Origin of the sequence: Nocardia thailandica NBRC 100428 (assembly GCF_000308795.1) — a bacterium.
GTDB classification, from domain to species: Bacteria; Actinomycetota; Actinomycetes; order Mycobacteriales; family Mycobacteriaceae; genus Nocardia; species Nocardia thailandica.
Genome location: NZ_BAGK01000080.1, coordinates 1 through 20,589, shown reverse-complemented (window position 1 = coordinate 20,589; position 20,589 = coordinate 1). Strand labels below are relative to the sequence as shown.

17 protein-coding genes are annotated in these 20,589 nt (G+C 72.4%); 2 read left to right on the top strand and 15 right to left on the bottom strand.

What is annotated here, in order from left to right; genetic code table 11:
- Positions 1–11: 11 nt before the first annotated feature.
- Together ON36_RS08605 and ON36_RS08600 are read right to left on the bottom strand one after the other, a co-directional pair.
- Entirely contained in the window at positions 12–3,239 is a 3,228-nt protein-coding gene (locus tag ON36_RS08605) for an arabinosyltransferase domain-containing protein (RefSeq protein ID WP_052313775.1), read from the bottom strand.
- A 93-nt stretch (positions 3,240–3,332) separates the two neighbouring features.
- A complete protein-coding gene (locus tag ON36_RS08600) occupies positions 3,333–4,634 on the bottom strand; it encodes a DNA polymerase IV (RefSeq protein ID WP_043650091.1) in 1,302 nt (433 codons plus the stop codon).
- 193 nt (positions 4,635–4,827) lie between these two features.
- On the opposite strand from ON36_RS08600, the gene ON36_RS08595 reads away from it, so the two are divergent.
- Complete coding sequence (locus ON36_RS08595; RefSeq protein ID WP_043650057.1) at positions 4,828–5,727, top strand: UTP--glucose-1-phosphate uridylyltransferase; 900 nt, start codon at positions 4,828–4,830, stop codon at positions 5,725–5,727.
- A 500-nt stretch (positions 5,728–6,227) separates the two neighbouring features.
- Here the strand turns inward: ON36_RS08595 and ileS are convergent, their stop codons facing one another.
- From ileS to pgeF, 7 genes are all read right to left on the bottom strand, one after another.
- Positions 6,228–9,374: an isoleucine--tRNA ligase gene (gene ileS / locus ON36_RS08590; protein ID WP_043650055.1), complete on the bottom strand. Its 3,147-nt coding sequence runs from the start codon at positions 9,372–9,374 to the stop codon at positions 6,228–6,230.
- Positions 9,375–9,634: 260 nt separating this feature from the next.
- Positions 9,635–9,850 (bottom strand): hypothetical protein, encoded by a 216-nt coding sequence (locus tag ON36_RS08585; RefSeq protein WP_043650052.1) that lies wholly within the window; start codon positions 9,848–9,850, stop codon positions 9,635–9,637.
- A gap of 66 nt (positions 9,851–9,916) precedes the next feature.
- Positions 9,917–10,759, bottom strand: coding sequence for a DivIVA-like cell division protein Wag31 (gene wag31 / locus ON36_RS08580; RefSeq protein WP_043650050.1), 843 nt, complete (start codon positions 10,757–10,759; stop codon positions 9,917–9,919).
- A gap of 88 nt (positions 10,760–10,847) precedes the next feature.
- A complete protein-coding gene (locus ON36_RS08575; RefSeq protein ID WP_043650048.1) occupies positions 10,848–11,132 on the bottom strand; it encodes a YggT family protein in 285 nt (94 codons plus the stop codon).
- A gap of 90 nt (positions 11,133–11,222) precedes the next feature.
- A complete protein-coding gene (locus ON36_RS08570) occupies positions 11,223–11,972 on the bottom strand; it encodes a cell division protein SepF (RefSeq protein ID WP_043650045.1) in 750 nt (249 codons plus the stop codon).
- Between the two features lie 187 nt (positions 11,973–12,159).
- The gene (locus tag ON36_RS08565; protein WP_043650042.1) at positions 12,160–12,891 is read right to left on the bottom strand and encodes a YggS family pyridoxal phosphate-dependent enzyme; all 732 of its coding nucleotides are present in this window, start codon (positions 12,889–12,891) and stop codon (positions 12,160–12,162) included.
- A complete protein-coding gene (gene pgeF, locus ON36_RS08560; RefSeq protein WP_043650040.1) occupies positions 12,888–13,613 on the bottom strand; it encodes a peptidoglycan editing factor PgeF in 726 nt (241 codons plus the stop codon). The genes ON36_RS08565 and pgeF overlap by 4 nt, the downstream gene beginning before the upstream one ends.
- A gap of 118 nt (positions 13,614–13,731) precedes the next feature.
- Here pgeF and ON36_RS32640 point away from each other — a divergent pair, with 118 nt between their 5' ends.
- A complete protein-coding gene (locus ON36_RS32640) occupies positions 13,732–14,700 on the top strand; it encodes a helix-turn-helix domain-containing protein (RefSeq protein WP_052313774.1) in 969 nt (322 codons plus the stop codon).
- On the opposite strand, the gene ON36_RS08550 is transcribed toward ON36_RS32640, so the two are convergent.
- The 6 genes from ON36_RS08550 to murG all read right to left on the bottom strand — a co-directional run bounded on the left by ON36_RS08550 (position 14,660) and on the right by murG (position 20,574).
- A complete protein-coding gene (locus ON36_RS08550) occupies positions 14,660–15,226 on the bottom strand; it encodes a hypothetical protein (protein WP_043650038.1) in 567 nt (188 codons plus the stop codon). The two genes, ON36_RS32640 and ON36_RS08550, sit on opposite strands and share 41 nt — an antisense overlap.
- The gene (locus ON36_RS08545) at positions 15,223–15,543 is read right to left on the bottom strand and encodes a hypothetical protein (RefSeq protein WP_043650036.1); all 321 of its coding nucleotides are present in this window, start codon (positions 15,541–15,543) and stop codon (positions 15,223–15,225) included. The genes ON36_RS08550 and ON36_RS08545 overlap by 4 nt, the downstream gene beginning before the upstream one ends.
- 231 nt (positions 15,544–15,774) lie before the next feature.
- Entirely contained in the window at positions 15,775–17,016 is a 1,242-nt protein-coding gene (ftsZ, locus tag ON36_RS08540) for a cell division protein FtsZ (RefSeq protein WP_043650034.1), read from the bottom strand.
- A gap of 239 nt (positions 17,017–17,255) precedes the next feature.
- Entirely contained in the window at positions 17,256–17,936 is a 681-nt protein-coding gene (locus tag ON36_RS37035; RefSeq protein ID WP_245558004.1) for a cell division protein FtsQ/DivIB, read from the bottom strand.
- Entirely contained in the window at positions 17,933–19,447 is a 1,515-nt protein-coding gene (gene murC, locus ON36_RS08530; RefSeq protein WP_052313773.1) for a UDP-N-acetylmuramate--L-alanine ligase, read from the bottom strand. The genes ON36_RS37035 and murC overlap by 4 nt, the downstream gene beginning before the upstream one ends.
- Entirely contained in the window at positions 19,444–20,574 is a 1,131-nt protein-coding gene (murG, locus tag ON36_RS08525) for an undecaprenyldiphospho-muramoylpentapeptide beta-N-acetylglucosaminyltransferase (protein ID WP_043650032.1), read from the bottom strand. The genes murC and murG overlap by 4 nt, the downstream gene beginning before the upstream one ends.
- Between the last annotated feature and the right edge of the window lie 15 nt (positions 20,575–20,589).

Below are 20,589 nucleotides of genomic sequence, written 5' to 3'. Positions count from 1 at the left end.
CGGGCCGGACCTCAGTAGGTGGTGTTGATCGGTCCCGGCGTCCACAGGCCGCCGTGGGTCCGCACCGACACCTCCGGCCGGACCGGGACGGCCGAGCTGTCCAGGCGCGTGAACCGTTGCAGCTCACCCCAATCGCGGCGCCAGTCGTTGTTCAGGTAGGTGGCCATGGGGGTGGCGCGCAGCAGCATGCCGGTCCAGCCGAGCGGCCCGCCGCCCTCGTGGCTCTGCCACAGGTTGGTGATCTGGGCGCCGGGCCGGTCGGGCAGGATCCGGTACGACGGGACCTCGGCGATGCCGTCGTGGTGGCCGAAGGGGCGCTGGTCGGGGAACTGCAGGCCGACCATCCAGTCGTTGAGGACCGGGGTGGAGGAGCCGACCAGTTCGTCCAGGGTGACCGTGCGCGGCACGCGCGGCGCGGTCACGGCCAGCCACTGCTTGGGATTGCGGTCGCGGTCGACGGCGACCAGGCGGACCGCGTCCGCCTGAGCGGGGATGTCGGCGAAGGGCACCCGCAGGTTGCGCCACGACGGGGCCGGACCGATGTCGATCGGGGTGACCCGGCCCAGCGGCGCCGCGGACTCCGCGGAATCGGCCGTGCCGTACTCGAGTTCGAGCTGCTGGCCGGGGGTGACGACGCCGTCGGCGTCGACCGAGCGGATCCGGCCCGCCGCGCTGAAGGCCAGGATGCCGGTGCGGTCCGCGGGCAGGCGGAACCACCCGGTGGTCAGCTCGGCGACGCCCTCGGCGCGGTAGCTGCCGAGCATGGGGGTGCGGGCCGGGTCCATGCCGTAGGGCAGGGCGGTGGTGGTGCGGGCCGCGGCCTCGCCGCCGACCTTGCTGTTGAGCGCCTCGGCGATGCTGCCGACCGCCGCGTCCTCCTCGACGTCGGCGCGCAGGTCCTCGGCGACGCCGCCGGGGGTGAACCCGGTGGCCGAGGCGCCGAACGCGCCGAACACATCGCCCGAGAGCGGGGTCAGCAGGCCGACGTTGGGGTCGGTCTCCACCAGCACCTGCCCGCCGAGGCCGGACGTGTCGCCGGTGACGGCGGCGATGTTGGAACGGGCCAGCGAGAACGCCGGGTACTGGCTGACCGCGGCCTTGCCGAACATCGCCAGATCCCACAGCACGACCAGCGCGAGCGCCACGCTCAGCGCGGGCACCGCCGTGACGCGCCACGCGGTGCGCGAGACCCGGTGCGGGGTACCGGGTTCCGGGGCGCGGACCTGCCAGTAGGCGGCGACCGCGAGCAGGGCGAAGGCGATCGCGAGGAAGACCCGGTACAGCGCGATCCCGGCGATCACCGGCGGCTTGTCCCACCACGGGATGCCGTAGTAGGAGACGTACCACCAGCCGTTGGTGCCGGTGAAGATCAGCGCGAGCAGGAACGCCACCCCGGCGGCGAGCAGCGCCCGGTTGCGGGGGCCGCGCAGCACCCGCGGCGCCACGGCCAGCGCGGTGACGGCGGCGACCGCGCCCGCGATGCCCGCGTAGACGCCGAAGTGGTGGGTCCACTTGGTCGGCGTGGTCATGATCAGCAGCAGCGCGCCGACCGCGGTGCCGAGCACCCGGCGGGCCGGCCCCGCGGCGACGCCGGGGATGCGGCCGCCCTTGCGCAACAGGACGAGTACCGAGATCACGATGCCCGCGATCATCGCGAACACGCCGGTGCGGCGGCCGAGCGAGCCGTCGACCTCGCCTTGGAGCAGGTACTGGTAGCGCAGGTACTCCTGGTACCACGGGACGTCCGGCCCGACGATGTGGTGCACGCGCTGCATCTCGGCCATCGCGGCGATCGGCTGGTCGGCGAAGGCGACGGCCAGCACGACCAGTCCGGCGGCGGCCGCGGGCGCGAGCAGGCTCGCGTACACCAGGAGCCGGCCCCGGGTCGTCGGCGCGGCGGCGGCGCGATCCATCACGATCCGCGCGACGGGACGCAGGCCCGCCAGCAGCGCGGCCACGCAGATCAGGCCCGAGGGGCCCGCGGTCGGCGCGAAGGCGGCGACGAGGATCGCCACGGCGGCGGGCAGCAGGCGGCGGGTGGCGATGGCGCGTTCCACCGACACCCAGGTCAGCAGCAGGGCCAGCGCCACCGGGGGCTCGGGACGAAGGCCGTTGCAGTAGGCCAGCCAGATGGCGAGGAAGCCGAGGGCGCCGGTCCACCGGGCGGCGGCGCCGTGCCGCGCGGCGACGCCGAGGCGCGGGATCACCTCGCGGCTGAGCAGGAACCACAGCAGGATGCCGGCGATCAGCGCGGGCAGGCGCACGAACGGGCTGGCCGGGGAGATCTCGGACAGGATCCGGATCAGGTCGTAATAGGGGGTGCCGACCGGGTTCTCGGGGACACCGAAGTAGGCGAAGTAGTTGGCCATGTAGCCCGCGTTGCCCGAGGTGCGGGCCATGCCGAACTGATAGCCGTCGTCGGAGGTGGTCGAGCCGATGAAGTGCCAGAGCACCAGGATCCCGACCACGACGGCGTCCAGCGGGGTCGGCCGCCACCAGCGGGCCGGGACGAGCCTGCGCAGCCGCCTGCCGTCGAGGCGGTCCAGCCGGGCCAGCGCGCACAGCGCGACCAGGGTGGCGGCCACGGCGGTCCAGATGGCGAGCCGCTTGAGCGGGCCGGGGGTGGAGGAGAACCGGCTGTCGACGGCCACGGTGGCGGAGGCGCCGTCGGCGGTCGCCAGGGCGCTGTAGAGGCCGACGACCTGGGGGCGGTAGTCGCCGTCGAGCACGACCGGGGTGCCGGGCTGCTCGAGAGCCGACAGCGTGGCGGTGGCCCGGGTGCCGTCGGCGTGCACGCGCAGCACGCAGCCCGGGGCGAGCGCGTCGACGGGGGTGCTCACCAGCACCTGGTTGCGCAGCACCACGTCCAGCCGGGCCGCGGCCTCGGCGGTCGGCGCGACCACCCGCGCCAGGAAACCGTAGCGGGCCAGGTCCGGGGCGCCGTCGGGGCCGGTGGCGAGCAGGACACCGCCCCGGACGGCGAGCTGATCGATGGCGGCGCAAGGCAATTCGGCGTCGAAGGTCAGGGGGGCGAACGACACCAGCGGCGCCTCGACCGAGGCCGCGCCCTGCTGGGGCCACCGGATCACCGGCTCGTCGACGCGCACCGGCAGGAACGGCACGGCGATCGCGCACAGCGCCCCGATCAGCCCGGCGACCAGGGCGACGAGCGCCCATCGTCCACCGGCGCGTCGCGATCCCGCGGAAATCTCGACGGGCGGACGCCCCTCCCGCACCATCGTCTCTACCACGGGGCCCGATAGTAGATCAGCCGTCCGGCACCGACGAACCCGCCGCACACCGCCGCTGACACCCCGCGGGCGGGCGCGCCGTCAGCGCAGGCTGTCGAGGGGGTCCGCCCGGGACAGGGTGTCGTCGTCGGCGCGGAAGGTCCGCGCCGGGCCCGGTCCGGTGGAACTGGTCTCGAAGCGGACGGTCACCACCCCGTAGCCCGACCCCTGCACCCAGCCGTGGCCGAACTCCGGATGCCGCACGTCCATCCCCGGCCACCACACCCCCGCGGGCTGCTCGCGCACGGTGGCGGGCGGGGTCGCCTCCTCGGCGGCACCCGGGTCGACGTCCTCGGGCGTCATCCGGTCGAGCTCGGGGAACAGCGACTCCTGCTGAACCGTGCCGAGGCCGCCGTAGCCGACCCCGACGAGGCGGATCGGGCCCAGCTCGACCGGGTCGATGACCGAGCGCTGGGCCGCGGCGGCCAGCGTGGCCGGGTCGTCGGTGGCGTAGGGCAGCGTGATCGAGCGGGTCACGATGCTCATGTCGGCCTTCTTGAGCTTGAGCACCACCGTGCGCGCCGCGCGGCCGTCGGCGGCGAGCCTGCGGAAGGCGTGCGCGGCCATGGCGGTGACCGCGGCGCGCAGCTCGGTGAGGGTGACGATGTCGCGTTCGTAGGTGCTCTCGGCGCTGATCTGCTTGGCCTCGGCACGTTCGGCCACCGGCCGGTCGTCGATGCCGCGGGCCAGCCGGTGCAGCGCGACGCCGACGCTGCCGCCGAGCAGCGAGGCGGCCTCGGTCTCGGGCAGGGCGGCGAACGCGCCGACGGTCTCGATGCCCAGCGAGCGCAGCCTGCCCTCGGCAACCGGCCCGATACCCCACAGCTTGCGCACCGGCAGCGCGGCCAGCAGACCCGCCTGCTCCCCCGGCGAGATCACCCGCACCCCGTCGGGCTTGGCCAGGCCCGACCCGATCTTGGCCAGCTGCTTGCCGGTCCCGACCCCGACGGAGGCGGCCAGCCCCGTACGCGCGCGCACCAGTGCCCGCAGGTCGGCGCAGTAGGCGAGCACCTCGTCGACGCTCGCCCCCGCCAGCTCGGCGGGCTCGCCGAACGCCTCGTCGAACGACAGCGTCTCCAGCACGGGGATCCGGCTCCGCAAGGCGTCGAAGACCCGGCCGCTGACCACCGAATACACCGCCCCGCGCGGCGGCACGACCACCGCGCCCACCCCGACCAGCCGGCGCGCCTGATGCATGGGCATCGCCGAGCGCGCGCCGAAGACGCGCGCCTCGTAGCTGGCCCCCGCGACGACCCCGCGCGCGCCGGTGCCGCCGACCAGGACCGGGCGGCCGCGCAGGGTCGGCCGGGTCAGCTGCTCGACCGAGGCGAAGAAGGCGTCCATGTCGACGTGCAGGACCCACCGGCGCGCCCGCTGCGCGCCGTCGGCGTGTCCCGGCGCGGCCGGTGACCGGGGGTCGGGCAAGGCGGTGGACACAGTCCGGCAATCTACGCGCACCGTCCGACACCGCCGACGGACCGCGCGGGATGGTTACGCACTCCCCCCTCCGGGCGCGCGGCTGTGTGATGATCTCTGCATGAAGATCCGTAAGGCTGTCATTCCGGCCGCCGGTATCGGTTCACGGCTGCTGCCGCTGACCAAGGCGACGCCGAAGGAGATGCTGCCGGTCGGTGACAAGCCGGTCATCGAACACACCGTCCGCGAGCTCGTCGCCTCCGGGATCACCGACATCACCATCGTCGTCAGCGGCGGCAAGTCCCTGATCCAGGACCACTTCCGGCCGAACCCCGCCCTCGTCGAGCAGCTACGCGCCGACGGCAAGACCGCCTTCGCCGACGCGGTGGAGGAAGTCGGCGAGCTGTCGCGGGCCGGGCACATCACCTACCTGGACCAGCACGGCCCCTACGGCAACGGCACGCCGGTGCTCAACGCCGCCCGCAACCTGGGCGACGAGCCGATGCTGGTGCTGTGGCCCGACGACGTGTTCGTGGCCGAGGTGCCCCGCGCCCAGCAGCTCATCACCGCCTACGAGACCACCGGCTGCCCGGTGCTGGCGCTGATGCCGATGGCGCCCGCCGAGTCGGCGCGCTACGGCGTGCCGATGGTGCACGAGGACCTCGACAACGGGCTGCTGCGCATCTCGGGCCTGGTGGAGAAGCCCAAACCCGAGGACGCGCCGTCGGCCTACGCCGCGATCGGCGGCTACGTGGTCACCCCGGGCATCATCGACGAGCTGCGGACCCAGACCGAGCGGTGGCACACCCACCATCAGGGCGAGGTGTACCTGACCGACGCGATCAACGCGTACGCGGCCAACCACGCCGTCTACGGGCAGGTCATCCAGGGCCGCTGGTACGACACCGGCAACCCGGCCGACTACCTGGTCGCCCAGTTCGCCTCGGCGCTGGCCCACCCGGAGTACGGCCCGCTGCTGCGGACCCTTGCCCTCGACCTCGAGGACGCGCGGCGCGCCTGATCGCGCGAAGGACCGAGTGGCGGCGCGACCGGATGTCGGGGAATCCGGCCGTGCCGACCACTCACCAGCCTGCGGTGCGCCCGGGACCGGCCAGGACGAGGGTGGTGGCGACCGAGACGGCGAGGCCGAAGCACAACCGCCACAGAATCTTCCGCCGCATGCCCCGCCCCTTCCCTCCGGCCGGTGCCCGGTGCCACCGACAGATCCGGCTATCGCACGGCATCGATGCCCGCCGTGTACCGCTCCGGTGACGTTCCGGGGCCTCGCATGCCCCGGCGCGCACCGTTACCGCTGGAAACGCTGTACAGACACTCACTCCCGGCCGCATCCGGCTCCGCGTTCCATGCGCATCGGTGGCGACCGGAAACCATTGTGCCCGAAGGACGGACACGCCGCCGCCATTTCAGCAAACCAACAGCATCTGCCCAGTACAGAGGCGGGTTCGACGGCGTGGCGCGGCGGGCGGGGCGGCCACGCCGCGACCCGCCCGCCGCCCGGGACTACCCGCCGGCCTTGACGACCCGCGCGCGCACGCCGCCGGTGAGGTCGGCCGCGCCGTCGCCCGCGGCACCGAATTCCAGTGCGGTGGCGAGGATCTCACCCGCGATCAGGTCGCGGTGGGTCTGCGCCCAGCCGAGCCGCTCGGCGGGCACCTCCAGTACCACGGTGATCCGGTCCGACACCTCGAGCCCCAGCGACTTGCGCGTCTCCTGCAGGTCGCGGATGAGGTCGCGGGCCCAGCCCTCGGCCTCGAGCTCCTCGGTCACGTGCGAATTCAGCACCACCAGACCGGCGTTGCCGGGCAGCGCGGCGGTGGACTCCGGTTCCGCGGCGACCAGGCGCTGGGTGTACTCCTCCGGCAGCAGGGTGATCCCCGCCGCGGTGACCACACCGTCGGCCGACTCCGACCACTCGCCGGCCTTGACCGCCTTGATGACCGTCTGCACCTGCTTGCCGAGGCGCGGACCGGCGGCGCGAGCGTTGACGGCCAGCTCGAACCGGCCGTGCGCGGCCACGTCCGTGGTCAGGTCGACCTTCTTGACGTTCACCTCGTCGGCGACGATGTCGGTGAACGGCGCGAGGCGCCGCGCGTCGGCCGCGGCGATGGTCACCTCGGCCAGCGGCAGCCGCACCCGCAGGTTCTTGGCCTTGCGCAGGCCGAGCACCGTCGAGCACACCTCGCGGACCTCGTCCATGGACGCGACCAGCTCGGCGTCGTGCGGCAGCTCGCCCTCGGCGGGCCAGTCGGCCAGGTGCACCGAACGCCCGCCCGTCAGGCCGCGCCAGATCACCTCGCTGATCAGCGGCAGCAGCGGCGCGGCGAGGCGGGTGACCACCTCGAGCACCGTGTGCAGCGTGTCCACCGCGTCGCGGTCCTCGGACCAGAACCGCGAACGCGACCGGCGCACATACCAGTTGGTGAGCGCGTCGGCGAACGAGCGCAGTTCGTCGCAGGCCCCGGCGATGTCGTACACCTCGAGCGCCTCGGTGATGACGTCCCGGCTCTGCGCCAGCTTGGCCAGGATGTAGCGATCGAGCACGTTCGGCGAATCCGTGCGCCACACACCGGGCTTCGAGGCGTAGAGCTGCAGGAACGTCCAGGCGTTCCACAGCGGGCGCAGCGCGTGGCTGACCCCCTCGCGGATCCCGCGCTCGGTCACGATGAGGTTGCCGCCGCGCAGGATCGGCGAACTCATCAGGAACCAGCGCATGGCATCGGAACCGTCGCGGTCGAAGACCTCGTTGACGTCGGGGTAATTGCCCTTGGACTTCGACATCTTCAGCCCGTCGTCGCCGAGCACGATGCCGTGCGCGGCGACGGTCTTGAACGCAGGCGAATCGAACAGCGCCGTCGACAGGACGTGCAGGGTGTAGAACCAGCCGCGGGTCTGGCCGTTGTACTCGACGATGAAGTCGCCGGGGAAGTGGCTGTCGAACCAGTCCTTGTTCTCGAACGGGTAGTGCACCTGGGCGTAGGGCATCGACCCCGACTCGAACCAGCAGTCGAGCACCTCGGGCACGCGACGCATGGTCGAGCGGCCGGTCGGGTCGTCCGGGTTGGGCCGGGTCAGCTCGTCGATGTAGGGGCGGTGCAGGTCGTCGGGGCGCACGCCGAAGTCGCGCTCGAGCTCGTCGAGCGAACCGTAGACGTCCACCCGCGGGTGCGCCGGATCGTCGGAGACCCACACCGGGATCGGGCTGCCCCAGTAGCGGTTCCGGCTGATGTTCCAGTCGCGCGCGCCCTCGAGCCACTTGCCGAACTGGCCGTCGCGGATGTGCTCGGGCACCCAGGTGATCTGCTTGTTGAGCTCGACCATGCGCTCGCGGAACTTGGTCACCGCGACGAACCACGACGGCACGGCCATGTAGATCAGCGGCTGGCCCGACCGCCAGCTGTGCGGGTAGGAGTGCTCGATCGTCTCGTGCCGCAACAGCTTGCCGGCGGCCTTGAGGTCCTTGATGATCACCGGGTTGGCGTCGAAGACCATCAGGCCCTCGTACGGCGGCACCATCGAGGTGAACTTGCCGCCCGCGTCCAGCGGCTGCACGATCTCGATGCCGTTGGCCGTCGCGACGTCCATGTCCTCCTCACCGAACGCCGGTGCCAGGTGCACGATCCCGGTGCCGGAGTCGGTGGTGACGTAGTCGGCGGTGAGCACGCGGTGCGCGTTGGGGTGGCCGAGGAAGAAGTCGAACGGCGGCCGGTAGGACAGCCCGGCCAGCGCGGCACCCTCGAACTCGCCGAGCACCGTCGGCTCCTCGCCGAATTCGCGCGCGTAGTGCGAGACCCGCTCGGCGGCCAGCACGTAACGCTTGCCGTCCGCGGCCTCGAGATGCACGTAGCGCACGTCGGGGTGCACGGCGACCGCCAGGTTCGACGGCAGGGTCCACGGCGTGGTGGTCCAGATCAGGGCGTTGGCGCCGTCGAGGGCGGCCAGGGGGTGTTCGCCGGGGACGGCGAGGACCATGTCGACGGTGACCGCCGGGTCCTGGCGCATCTTGTAGGCGTCGTCGAGGCGGGTCTCCTGGTTCGACAGCGGCGTCTGCTCGTACCAGCTGTAGGGCAGCACCCGGAAGCCCTGGTAGATCAGGCCCTTGTCGTAGAGCGACTTGAAGGCCCACATGACCGACTCCATGAAGTCGGTGTCGAGGGTCTTGTAGTCGTTGTCGAAGTCGACCCAGCGTGCCTGGCGGGTGACGTAGTCGCGCCACTCGCCGGTGTAGCGCAGCACCGAGGACTTGCAGGCGGCGTTGAACTCGGCCAGGCCCATCGCGTCGATCTGTGACTTGTCGGTGATGCCCAGCTGCTTCTCGGCCTCGATCTCGGCGGGCAGGCCGTGACAGTCCCAGCCGAAGCGGCGATCCACCTTCTTGCCGCGCATGGTCTGGAAGCGCGGGACGAGGTCCTTGACGTAGCCGGTCAGCAGGTGCCCGTAGTGGGGCAGGCCGTTGGCGAAGGGCGGGCCGTCGTAGAACACGAACTCGGCGCCCTCGCGGGCGGCCACGCTGGCGCGGAAGGTGTCGTCACCGGCCCAGTAGTCCAGGACCAGTTTCTCCAGATCGGGGAAGCTCGCGCCGGCGGGCGCGCCGAAACCGGCGCGCGGGTAGGCGCTCTGGGGGGAGGTGCTGCTGTCGGGGTCCGCCATCGCGGAATGCTCCTCGTGCCGCCGCGCCGGGGGGCGCGAATCCTGGGCACGGGGACGATGCCGGCGCCCGGTGCGCCGAAACCGCGGTACCACCCCGTTTGCCCGCACCGACCGCGTGCGGACCTCTCGTGGCGAGCTGTGACGGGCTCACCCGTTCGGTTCTACTGAGCGCCTCGCGGCGCCGTTCTTCCGAAAGCTCCCCGGTGATGGCCGGATCGTCGCTGGTGTTCCTTCGATTCTAACCGGGCGCGTCCACCGCTTTATCCGCGACCGGTCCGGTCCCGCCGGGCATGCCTGCCCGCGGGCGGCGGCGGGGTGTCGGGTCCGCGCATGGCCAGCGCGCTCACCAGGAGCATGCCCGCGCCGATCACGCACACCACGATGCAGCCCCACGCCCACAGCACCGACCCGGTGGCCAGCGCCGCCACGAGCAGGCCGAAGCCGACCGCGGCGAGGACGAGCGTCGCGACGAGCATGGTGGATTCCCTCTCGCCCGGTGCCCCTCCGGGTCGCGCGGCGTCCTCCCGCGCGCCCGGACGGGACTACTTGCCGCCCTTGGCGAAGGACGCCGGAGCCAGGTTGCCCGCCGAGCCGTTGTCGCCGGCGAACTCGCCGCCGTCGACCGGGACGGCCGAGCCGCGGTTCTCCAGCTCCTCGAGCTGCGACTCCAGGTAGGACTTCAGGCGCACCCGGTACTCGCGCTCGAAGGTCTTGAGCTGCTCGATCCGGCTCTCCAGCACGGTGCGCTGCTGGGTGATGGTCGCCATGATCTCGGCGTGCTGACGCTCGGCGTCGGCGGTGAGCGCGTCGGCCTTGTCCTTGGCCTGGCGGATCTGGGTGTCGCTGCGGTTCTGCGCGTCGGCGAGCATCGCGTCGGACTTCTGGCGCGCGTCGGTGATCATCGCCTCGGAGCGGGTGCGGGCGTCGCCGACCAGTCGCTCGGAGTTAGCCCGGGCGTTCGAGAGCAGGCTCTCGGCCTCGGTCTTGGCGTCGGTGGTGAGCCGGTCGGCCATCTCCTGGGCCAGCGTGAGGACCTTCGCCGCCTGCATGTTCGCGTCGGGGCCACCCGCGGTGGGCGCCGGCGCGGCCGGGACCGGGGCCGGGGGCGCGACCGGGACGGGCGCGGGGATCGGCTCGGGGACCGGAGCCGGGGCGGGCTTGGCGGCGGCCACCGGCGCGGGACCGCGGTTCTTCTTGGCGTCGGCCAGCTCGGCGTCGAGCTCGGCAACCCGCTGGCGCAGGTCGGCGTTCTCCTCGATCAGACGCGACAGTTCCTGTTCGACCAGGTCGAGGAAGGCGTCTACTTCGTCCTCGTTGTATCCGCGCTTCCCGATCGGCGGTTTGCTGAATGCGACGTTGTGCACATCGGCAGGTGTCAGCGGCATCGAAGGGTCCCTTCACGCGTCTTTTGGAGAACTAGCAAGCGGTCTTCTCGGATCATTGTGTCACACGAAGGTCACGATGGCCCCCGGCCTACCCCTGGCTACCGACGATCTGCATGAGGATGAAGACGCCGAAGAGCAGGATCATGATCGACAGATCGAGCCGGATCCCGCCCAGGTTGATCGGGGGGATCAGCCGCCTGAGCAACTTCACCGGCGGATCGGTGATCGTGAAGATCACTTCGAACACCACCACCAGGAAGCCGGACGGGCGCCAGTCGCGGGCGAAACTGCGAATGAACTCGATGATCACCCGGCTGATCAGCAACAGCCAGAAGATGAACAGCACGAGGTACAGAACCGCGAACAAGGCCACGGTTGTCACTCTGCCGCAAAACGGGCTACGTGCAAAATGGCCGCGCCGCGTGATACGCGGGCGGCCATCTGCGTGGCGTAGGTTGTACCGCTATTTCTGGTTGTAGAAGCCGTTTTCGGCGATGCGCCTGCGCTCCTCGGCCGAGACGTCGACGTCGGCCGGTGAGAGCAGGAACACTTTCGTGGCGACCTTGTCGAACGACCCGCGCAGCGCGAAGGCCAGGCCCGCCGCGAAGTCGACCAGCCGCTTGGCGTCGGCGTTGCTCAGGTCGACCAGGTCCATGATCACCGGGTTGCCCTCGCGGAACCGCTCACCGATGATCCGCGCCTCGCTGTAGTCGCGCGGACGCAGCGTCGTGATCTTGGACAAGGGACCTCCGTCCTCGAAGATCCCGGGTCGACGGGCGGGCGCGGGCTCGGGACGCACGCGCTCCTCCAGCCGTCGCTCCTCGGCGTCGGGATCGACGGCGAGCGCACCCCGGGTGGTGCCCCGCATACCTGGGGCAACGCCGCCCGCCCGGAACCGGCCCGAGGAGGGCGCGGCGTCGATCCGGGTCGGACGCCGCGGCGCCTCGTAGCGATCGTCGACGTAGGAATCGCCGACATAGTCGTCCCGGCGGGCCTGGTAGGCCGACTTGTAGGCCGGCTCCGGGTAGTCGGGCTCGTCGTCGAAGCGGTCGGGACCGTAGCGATCCTCGGCGTAGCGGTCGTAGCTGCTGCGCGAGCGGGGCCTGCCACGCTCCTCGGCGCCACGCGGAGCGTGGTCGTCGACGTAATCGTCCTCGTACTCGTCGATCGGAACCATGCCGAAGTACGCCTTGAACTTGTGCAGGGTGCTCATGCCCTCACCTCGCTGACGGTCGGCTCCGACACGACCACGCCCGTGGCTGAGCCTTTGACTCGCTCGCTCCGCTCGCTCATGATGGTCGACCTTCCTTCGGCCCCGGTGGCGGCCGGGTGTTGAAGTTCTTGCTCAGCGCCTCGTCGGCCCATCGTATGTGTCGAATGTGACTGATGAGGTTTCTTTGCTACGCCGAGGTTATCGGTCGAGCGCCCATCAGGGCAGTTCCGACACGCACAACCGTCGAACCGTGAGTGACCGCGGATTCCAGATCACCCGACATACCTGCGGAAAGTTCGGTGGCGTCGGCGTGTCGCGCCAGGAGCGAAGTGTGCAACATCGCAAGATTCGCAAAACACGCATCACTGTCCGCGTCAAGGGGAGGAATCGCCATCAGACCGGCCAGATGCAGTCCCGGCGCGGCCGCGACGACGTCGGCGAGGGCGGGCAGGTCGGCCGGCGCGACACCCCCGCGCGCGGGGTCGGCGTCGAGACTGACCTGCAGCAGCACACGCAGGGATTCTGTGCGCTCCCCCGCGTCCAGCGCCTCGCACGCGCCCCGGCTCAGCGCGTTTGCCAGCCGTTCGCTGTCGACCGAGTGCACGGTGTGCGCCCACCGGGCCACCGCACGCGCCTTGTTGCGCTGCAACCGGCCGATCATGTGCCACTCGGCGTCGGGCAGGCCCAATCGGTCCACCTTGGCCGCGGCCTCCTGCTCGCGGGACTCCCCGAACTCGCGGCGGCCGAGTTCGTACAGGATCGCGATGTCGGAGGCCGGATGGAACTTGGTCACCGGGAGCAGCCGGACGCTGCCCGCCGGGCGGCCCGCCGCGGCGACCGCGGCGTCGATGCGGGCGAGCAGGCCGTCGAGGCGGCCCGCGAGCTCGGTGGCCCTGGCCGAGGACGCGACGGTGCTCATGCGCCGGTGTCCATCCAGATCACGCCCGCGATCCGCCCGGTCGGCGCGCCACGGCGATGGCTGAACAGGGTCTTGTCCTCGATGGTGCAGCGCGGATCGAGGGCGACCCCCGCCACCCCGGCCTCGGTGAGCTGACGGGTGATGCCCGCGCGCAGGTCGAGGCCGGGGGTGCCGCGCACGGTCGTCGTCGCGCTGCCCGGCAGGTGCGCCTCGACGTCGGCGCGCATCGCCGCGGGTACCTCGTACTGCCTGCCCGAGGCGGCCGGGCCCAGGAAGGCCCCGATGCGGTCGACGCGCGCGCCCACCGACACCATGGCCTCGAGCACCCGGGGCACGATGCCGATCCGCGCGCCGATACGGCCCGCGTGCACCGCCGCGATCACCCCGGCCTCGTCGTCGGAGAGCAGGATCGGGACACAGTCGGCGGTCAGCACGACCAGCGCGAGGCCGGGAACCGTGGTGACCAGCGCGTCGGTCACCGGGACCGGCTCCGCGCGGGGCCCGTCGACGATCTCGACGGCGCGGCCGTGCACCTGCTCCATCCAGACCAGCCGGTCCGGGGTGAGGCCGATACCCTCGGCCAGGCGGATACGGTTGCGGCGCACGGCCTCCGGGTCGTCGCCCACATGGTCGCCCAGGTTGAACGAGTCGTAGGGCGGGGCGGAGAAGCCCCCGGCGCGGGTGGTGGTCACCCGCCGGACGGTCACGGTCGGCGCGGTCATGGCACCGAGGGTAGTCGGCCGGGCGCGGTGGGGCCGAACACGTCGGGACGGACCCGTACACACCGCGCCGACCGGGGGAAACGCCGCAATCGGTCGTTCGTCTGAAACCATCGATGACATGACGCCGAACCACGACCACGGTCGTTCGGTGACGACCGGCACCACGGCACCCGCCGATGCCTTCGGCCTGTGGGAGGCGACGGTGTCGGAGGCGCTGCTGCCCTGCGGCGCCGCCCCCGCCACCCCCTCCCAGCACTCGGCCCTGTTCACCGGCCGGGCCACCGGCCACCTCGACACCGCCGAGCTGCGGCTGGTGAGCTTCGCCTCCGATCCGGTCTCGACGTGGCGCACGCACCGCCACATCGACGCCACCGCGACCGAGATGATCGTCGCGGTCATGCTCATCGAGGGGTCGGCCGTGCTGCACCGCGGCGACGAACGGATCACCGTCGGCCGGGGCGACATCGTGCTGATCGACAGCCTCCACCCCGCCCGCCTCGACGCGATGACCCCGCACCGCGCGCTCACCGCGACCGTGCCCCGGCAGTGGGCGGCCGACCGGCTCGACCTCGCCGAGGACGCCCTGCGGATACCGCGCATCGCCAGCGGCAGCGTCGCCCGGCTCACCACCACCTACCTCGACGGCCTGGCCGCCCTGCCCGCCGAGGACATCGCGGGCACGCTGACCAGCACCGGCACCGAGCTGATCCTCGAGACCATGGCGCACACGCTCGGCCGCGACACCGCCGACCGGCACGGCCCCGACGCGCTACGCGAGCGGGTGCGCGCCTTCGTCCGGCGGCACTCCGGCGACCCCGACCTGACGGTGGAGGACATCGCCCGGGGCTGCATGCTCTCGCGGCGCACCCTCTACCGGGTGACCGAGCGCCTCGGCGGCCCCGCCGAGCTGCTGCGCACGGTCCGCATCGACAACGCCCGCCGGCTGCTGGTCGCCCATCCCGGCCGCGAGGTGGCGACCATCGCGCGCTGGTGCGGTTTCCGCACCGACCGGCACTTCTACCGGGCGTTCCGCGCCGCGACGGGCGTCACGCCGCAGGAGTACCGGCAGCGGGCACTGGGCGGCTGAGCCGCGACACCGGCGCGGCGGCCCGCGGCAGCGCGACCCAGCGGGTCAGCGTGCTCAGCCGGTCGAGGGCGCCGAGCGTGGTGAACGCCTCGAGCAGGTCGGCCGCCAGCACCGCGTCGTCGCCGAGGGTGAAGATCGACACCAGCAGGCCGCCGCCGCGGGCGCGCACCCGGGTCACCGTCACCGGGCACCCCGTGTGCGCCATGAGCACCGTGGCCAGCGCCTCGGCCGGGCCCGCGTAGAACGGCGGCTGCCCCGCGGCGAGCGCGGCGAGCAGCCGCCGCGGCCGCGTGCCGACGCCGCCGAGGTAGTCCGCGGCGACCTCGGACCAGGCCCGGACCGGCGGGAACGCGGCGATGTCGGCGCGCCCGGACCAGCGGGTCTCCGCCCGCGCCACCAGGATCCGGGCCAGCGACAGGCAGCGGGGCAGATCGGTCACCCGGACGAGGACCTGGGTCAGCCGCGCGTCGACGCAGTCCTCCGGCGCGGGATCGGGGGCCCACTCGGGGGCGACGAGGGCGGTCACGAGGCGCGGCCCTTCCGGTGGCGTCCGTGCGGGGTGCGCACCGTGCGCCGCCAGGCCAGCACGAACATCGCGACCGCCGACACCGCGGCCACGCTCACCGCGAGGATGGTCAGCGCCAGGGCGACGGTGGCGCCCGCGTCGGTGGGCCCGGCGTCGTTGCGGCGGATCAGCAGCGCGGCGAGCAGCGGGCCGAGCACCGCGGCGGCGATGCCGGCCAGCAGCAGTCCCCCGGTGACCAGGGCGACGGGATCCACGGTGGCTCGGCGGGAATAGCGCAGTCCGCCGCCGACTCCGGGCAAATAATGGACATCGATCATCAGCGATCCCCTTCTCCTCCGGAGGGTGTCCCGCGGGACCGACCCCGACCTGGACTGAAAGGTACCGCCGGGAACCGCGATCCCCCGGAGTGCGCAACCAGACCGATGCCATCACCGACATCGGCTACCGCCGAGCGACCGTCCGTGCCACGACCCGCCCGCCCCACGCGCGAGGGCGGGTGGCCCCGGTTTCCCGGAGCCACCCGCCCTCGGCGCTGGTAGTACGCGCGCTCAGCGCCGCATGAAGTCCGGCACGTTGATGTCGTCCTCGTCCGGGTCGCTGTCCGGGGTGTCGTTGCGCACCGGCCGGGGCGCGGGGGTGTCGAACAGCCGGCTGCGCTCGCTGTCGCGGAATCCGTTGACCGGCGCGCGGGCCGGGGTGGGCTCGGCCACCGGCGCGGGCTCCGCCGGGCGCGGCGGCTCGGCGGACCGGCCGTGGCTCAGCTCGCCCGCCCGCGCGGAGCCGATGGCCCCGCCGGAGGTGCGGCCGGTCACCGCGCCGGGTTCGAAACGCCGCACCGACGGACCGCCGCCGTCGAAGCCCGCCGCGATGACGGTCACCCGGACCTCGTCGCCGAGCGAATCGTCGATCACGGTGCCGAAGATGATGTTGGCCTCGATGTGCGCGGCCTCCTGCACCAGCGAGGCGGCCTCGTTGATCTCGAACAGGCCGAGGTCCGAGCCGCCCGCGATGGACAGCAGCACGCCGTGCGCGCCGTCCATGGACGCCTCGAGCAGCGGCGAGTTGATCGCGGCCTCGGCCGCCTTCACCGACCGGCCCTCGCCGCGCGCGGAGCCGATGCCCATCAGGGCCGAGCCCGCGCCGGACATGACGCTCTTGACGTCGGCGAAGTCGACGTTGATCAGGCCGGGGGTGGTGATCAGGTCGGTGATGCCCTGGACACCGTTGAGCAGCACCTCGTCGGCGGAGCGGAAGGCGTCCATCAGGCTGACCGCCGCGTCGCCGAGCTGCAGCAGCCGGTCGTTGGGGATGACGATCAGGGTGTCGCAGGACTCGCGCAGCAGGTTGATGCCGACCTCGGCCTGGTTGCCGCGGCGCTTGCCCTCGAACGAGAACGGGCGGGTGACCACGCCGATGGTCAGCGCGCCCAGCTTCCGGGCGATGCTGGCGACGACGGGGGCGCCACCGGTGCCGGTGCCACCGCCCTCGCCCGCGGTCACGAAGACCATGTCGGCGCCCTTGAGCACCTCTTCGATCTCGTCCTTGTGGTCCTCGGCCGCCTTGCGGCCGACCTCGGGGTCGGCACCCGCGCCGAGGCCACGGGTCAGTTCACGGCCGACGTCGAGCTTGACGTCGGCGTCGCTCATCAGCAGCGCCTGCGCGTCGGTGTTGACCGCGATGAACTCGACTCCCTTGAGTCCCTGTTCGATCATCCGGTTGACGGCGTTCACGCCGCCGCCGCCGATACCGACGACCTTGATCACTGCAAGGTAGTTGTGCGGGGGCGTCATGGGCTCTCGCCTTCCTTCGATCTAAAACCCTAAACCTCAACCATAGGGTTGGCGTTATGTCAAGTATCCGGCTGTAGCGGAACGCTATTCGCCGCAGCCGCGATCCGTGCGCAGGCGCGCCGAGACGAAAGCAGAATCCGGATCCGGATTCCGTCCGTCCCACCACGCGATACGCCGCATCATGGTTGGATGCCCCCAACCCGGACCGGGCAAAACGTACCGGGCGCAAAGGGTGTCGCTCACTTTACCGTGACCAGATTAGGACTCGAAACATCGAACACGGTGCCTTCCCGAGTCAGTAACGGCAACACCACCGCTGCCTTGCGCTCCCCGTCGGCGGTGCCTCCCCACAGCACCTTACGCCCGTCCCGCAATTCCAGCGACACATCCGAAACCGTCCGCGCGACAACCTGGTCCACCTGCACCGACAGGGCCGGTGGCAGGGCCGTCAGCACCGACACGGCCGCCCGGGTGACCGGGTCGGCGCCCCCGGGGCGTTCGGTGAGCAATTTCGGCACGCCGAGGGGCGCGGGCTCGATGGCGAATTCCACGCCGTCGCCGTCGACGAGATGGGTGCCCTGCGGGGAATCGAAGTAGAGCACCGCGGTTCGCTCGGCCACGGTCACCCGTACGGTCGAGGGAAATACCCGCTGCACCCGCACCGAGCGCACTTTCGGGATCGCCGCGACCCGCCGGGCGATGGCGTCGGTGTCGATGCGCAACATCGAACGGCCGTCGGGAATTTCGAGGCGGGTGCGGACCTCGGCCTCGGGGACCGCGGCCAGCCCCTCGATGCGCACCGTCCGCACCGACAGCAGCGGGGTGAACCAGGCCAGGGCCACCAGCACCGTCACCGCGGCGACCGCGACGACCGACCAGAGCCGGTACCCGGCCCAGCCACGCGCCTGCGGCAATCTCACCGGCCGACCTGCTGCGGGCGGGCACGCAGCCCGTCGAGGATCTGCGAACCGAGCATCGTCACGTCACCGGCGCCCATGGTGATCACCACGTCGCCCGGCGCGGCCAGCGCGGCGACCTGCCTGCCGACCTTGGACATGTCCGGCTGATAGTGCACCGGTTTCGTCACCGCCGCCGCGACCAGCGCGCCGTTGACCCCCGGCAGCGGCTCCTCGCGGGCGCCGTACACGTCCAGCACCACCACCTCGTCGGCCAGGCTCAGCGCCTCGCCGAACTCGCCGGCGAAAGTGGCCGTGCGGCTGTAGAGATGCGGCTGGAACACCACGATCACCCGGCCGGGCCGGGTGCGCGCGCCGTCGGCGGCCTCCTGGGTGACCAGCGCCGCCGCGGCCTCGAGCACCGCCCGGACCTCGGTCGGATGATGGGCGTAGTCGTCGAAGACGCGGACGTTGTTCTCCCGGCCGGTGAACTGGAACCGGCGGTGCACCCCGCCGAAACCCTCCAGGCCCTGCAGGATCTCGTCGAGGTCGGCGCCGGTCGCGCGGGCGGCCAGCAGCGCGGCCAGCGCGTTGAGCGCCATGTGCCGCCCGGGCACCGACAGCCGCAGCGTCCGCGGGGCGGCCTCGCCGGTCAGCGCGAACTCCACGATGCCGCCGACGTCGCGGGGCTCCCAGCCGAGCAGGCGCGCGCCCACCGGGACGGGGGCGCCCTCCAGCGCGCCGGAGCCGTACCCGAGCACCCGCACGCCACGCTGGGCCATCCGGGGCGCGACCCGCTCGGCCAGGGCGCGCGAGCCCGGGTCGTCCAGGCAGACCACCAGCAGGCCGCCCGGCTTCAGCCGGTCGGCGAAGTCGTCGAAGACCTGGACGTAGGCCTCGTCGGTGCCGAAGTAGTCCAGGTGATCGGACTCGATGTTGGTGACGACGGCGACGTCGGGGTCGTACTGCAGCAGCGAGCCGTCGGACTCGTCGGCCTCGGCGACGAAGATGTCACCGGTGCCGTGGTGGGCGTTGGTGCCCGCCTCGTTGAGCTCGCCGCCGACCGCGAACGACGGATCGAGGCCGCAGTGCTGCAGCGAGACGATCAGCATCGAGGTGGTCGAGGTCTTGCCGTGGGTGCCCGACACCAGCAGGGTGCGGTGGCCCGCCATCAGCGAGGCCAGCACCGCCGGGCGCAGCAGCACCGGGATGTTGCGGCGGTTGGCCTCCACCAGCTCGGGATTGGTCTTGGGGATCGCCGCGTAGGTGGTGACCACCACGGTGGGGCCGCCCGGCAGCAGGTCGAGGGCGCCCGCGTCGTGGCCGATGCGCACCTGCGCGCCGCGGGCCCGCAGCGCGAGCACGCCCCGGCTCTCGCGCGCGTCCGAGCCCGACACGGCACCGCCGCGCGAGAGCAGGATGCGCGCGATGCCCGACATGCCCGCGCCGCCGATGCCGACCATGTGCACGCGCTCGAGTTCCGGCGGCAGGGCCGCGGACCCGGGCGTGCCCGGCGCGTCCGGCCCGGTGCTCATCGGGCGGCCTCGGTCACGATGCGGGCCACGGTGGCGGCGGCGTCGCGGTGGCCCGCGTCGGCGGCGTCGCGGCTCATCCGCGCGAGTCGGGTGGGGTCGAGCAGCAGCGGTATCACCTCGTCTATCACGTATTTCGGGGTCAGCTCGGCGTCGGCGACGATCGTGCCGCCACCGGCGGCGACCACCGGGCGGGCGTTGAGTTCCTGCTCCCCGTTGCCGTGCGGCAGCGGGACGTAGAAGGCGGGCAGGCCGACGGCCGACACCTCGGCCACCGTCATCGCCCCGGACCGGCACACCACCGCGTCCGCGGCGGCATAGGCCAGATCCATCCGCGACAGATACGGCACCGCCGTGTACACGGCCGGTGCCGCGGGCCGGGACAGGGCCGGGTCGAGGTCCAGGCTGTTCTTGGGACCGTGGGCGTGCAGCACCGAGATGCCCGCCGCGATCAGTTGCGGCGCCGCGCCGGAGATCGCCTCGTTGAGGCTGCGCGCGCCCTGGGAGCCGCCGAAGACCAGCAGCACCGGGCCCTGCGCGGGCAGCCCGAAGTGCGCGCGGGCCTCGGCGCGCAGGGCGTCGCGGTCGAGCCCGGTGATCGAGGCGCGCACCGGGATGCCGACGACCTCCGCGCTCGGCAGCCCGGATCCGGGCACCGCGGCCAGCACGCGCGCCGCGACCCGGGCGCCGACCTTGTTGGCGATCCCGGCCTTGGCGTTGGCCTCGTGCACGACCACCGGCACCCGCCGGCGGCGGCGCAGCGGCCCCGCGCCCGCGGCCAGGTAGGCGGGCAGCGCCACGTACCCGCCGAAGCCGACGATGACGTCGGCCTGGGTGGCGTCGATGATCTCGCGGGTGCGGCGCACCGAGGCGCGGACCCGGCCGGGCAGGCGCAGCAGGTCGACGGTGGGTTTGCGCGGCAGCGGCACCGGCGGGATCAGTTCGAGCGGGTAGCCGCGTTCGGGGACCAGGCGGGTCTCCAGGCCCCGTTCGGTGCCGAGCGCGGTGACCCGGATCGAGTCGTCGAGCGCGCGCAGCGCGTCGGCCACCGCCAGCGCGGGCTCGATGTGGCCCGCGGTGCCCCCTCCGGCGACGATCACCGAAAGTCCGGACCGCCGAACGTCACTCACCTGGATCTACCTCGT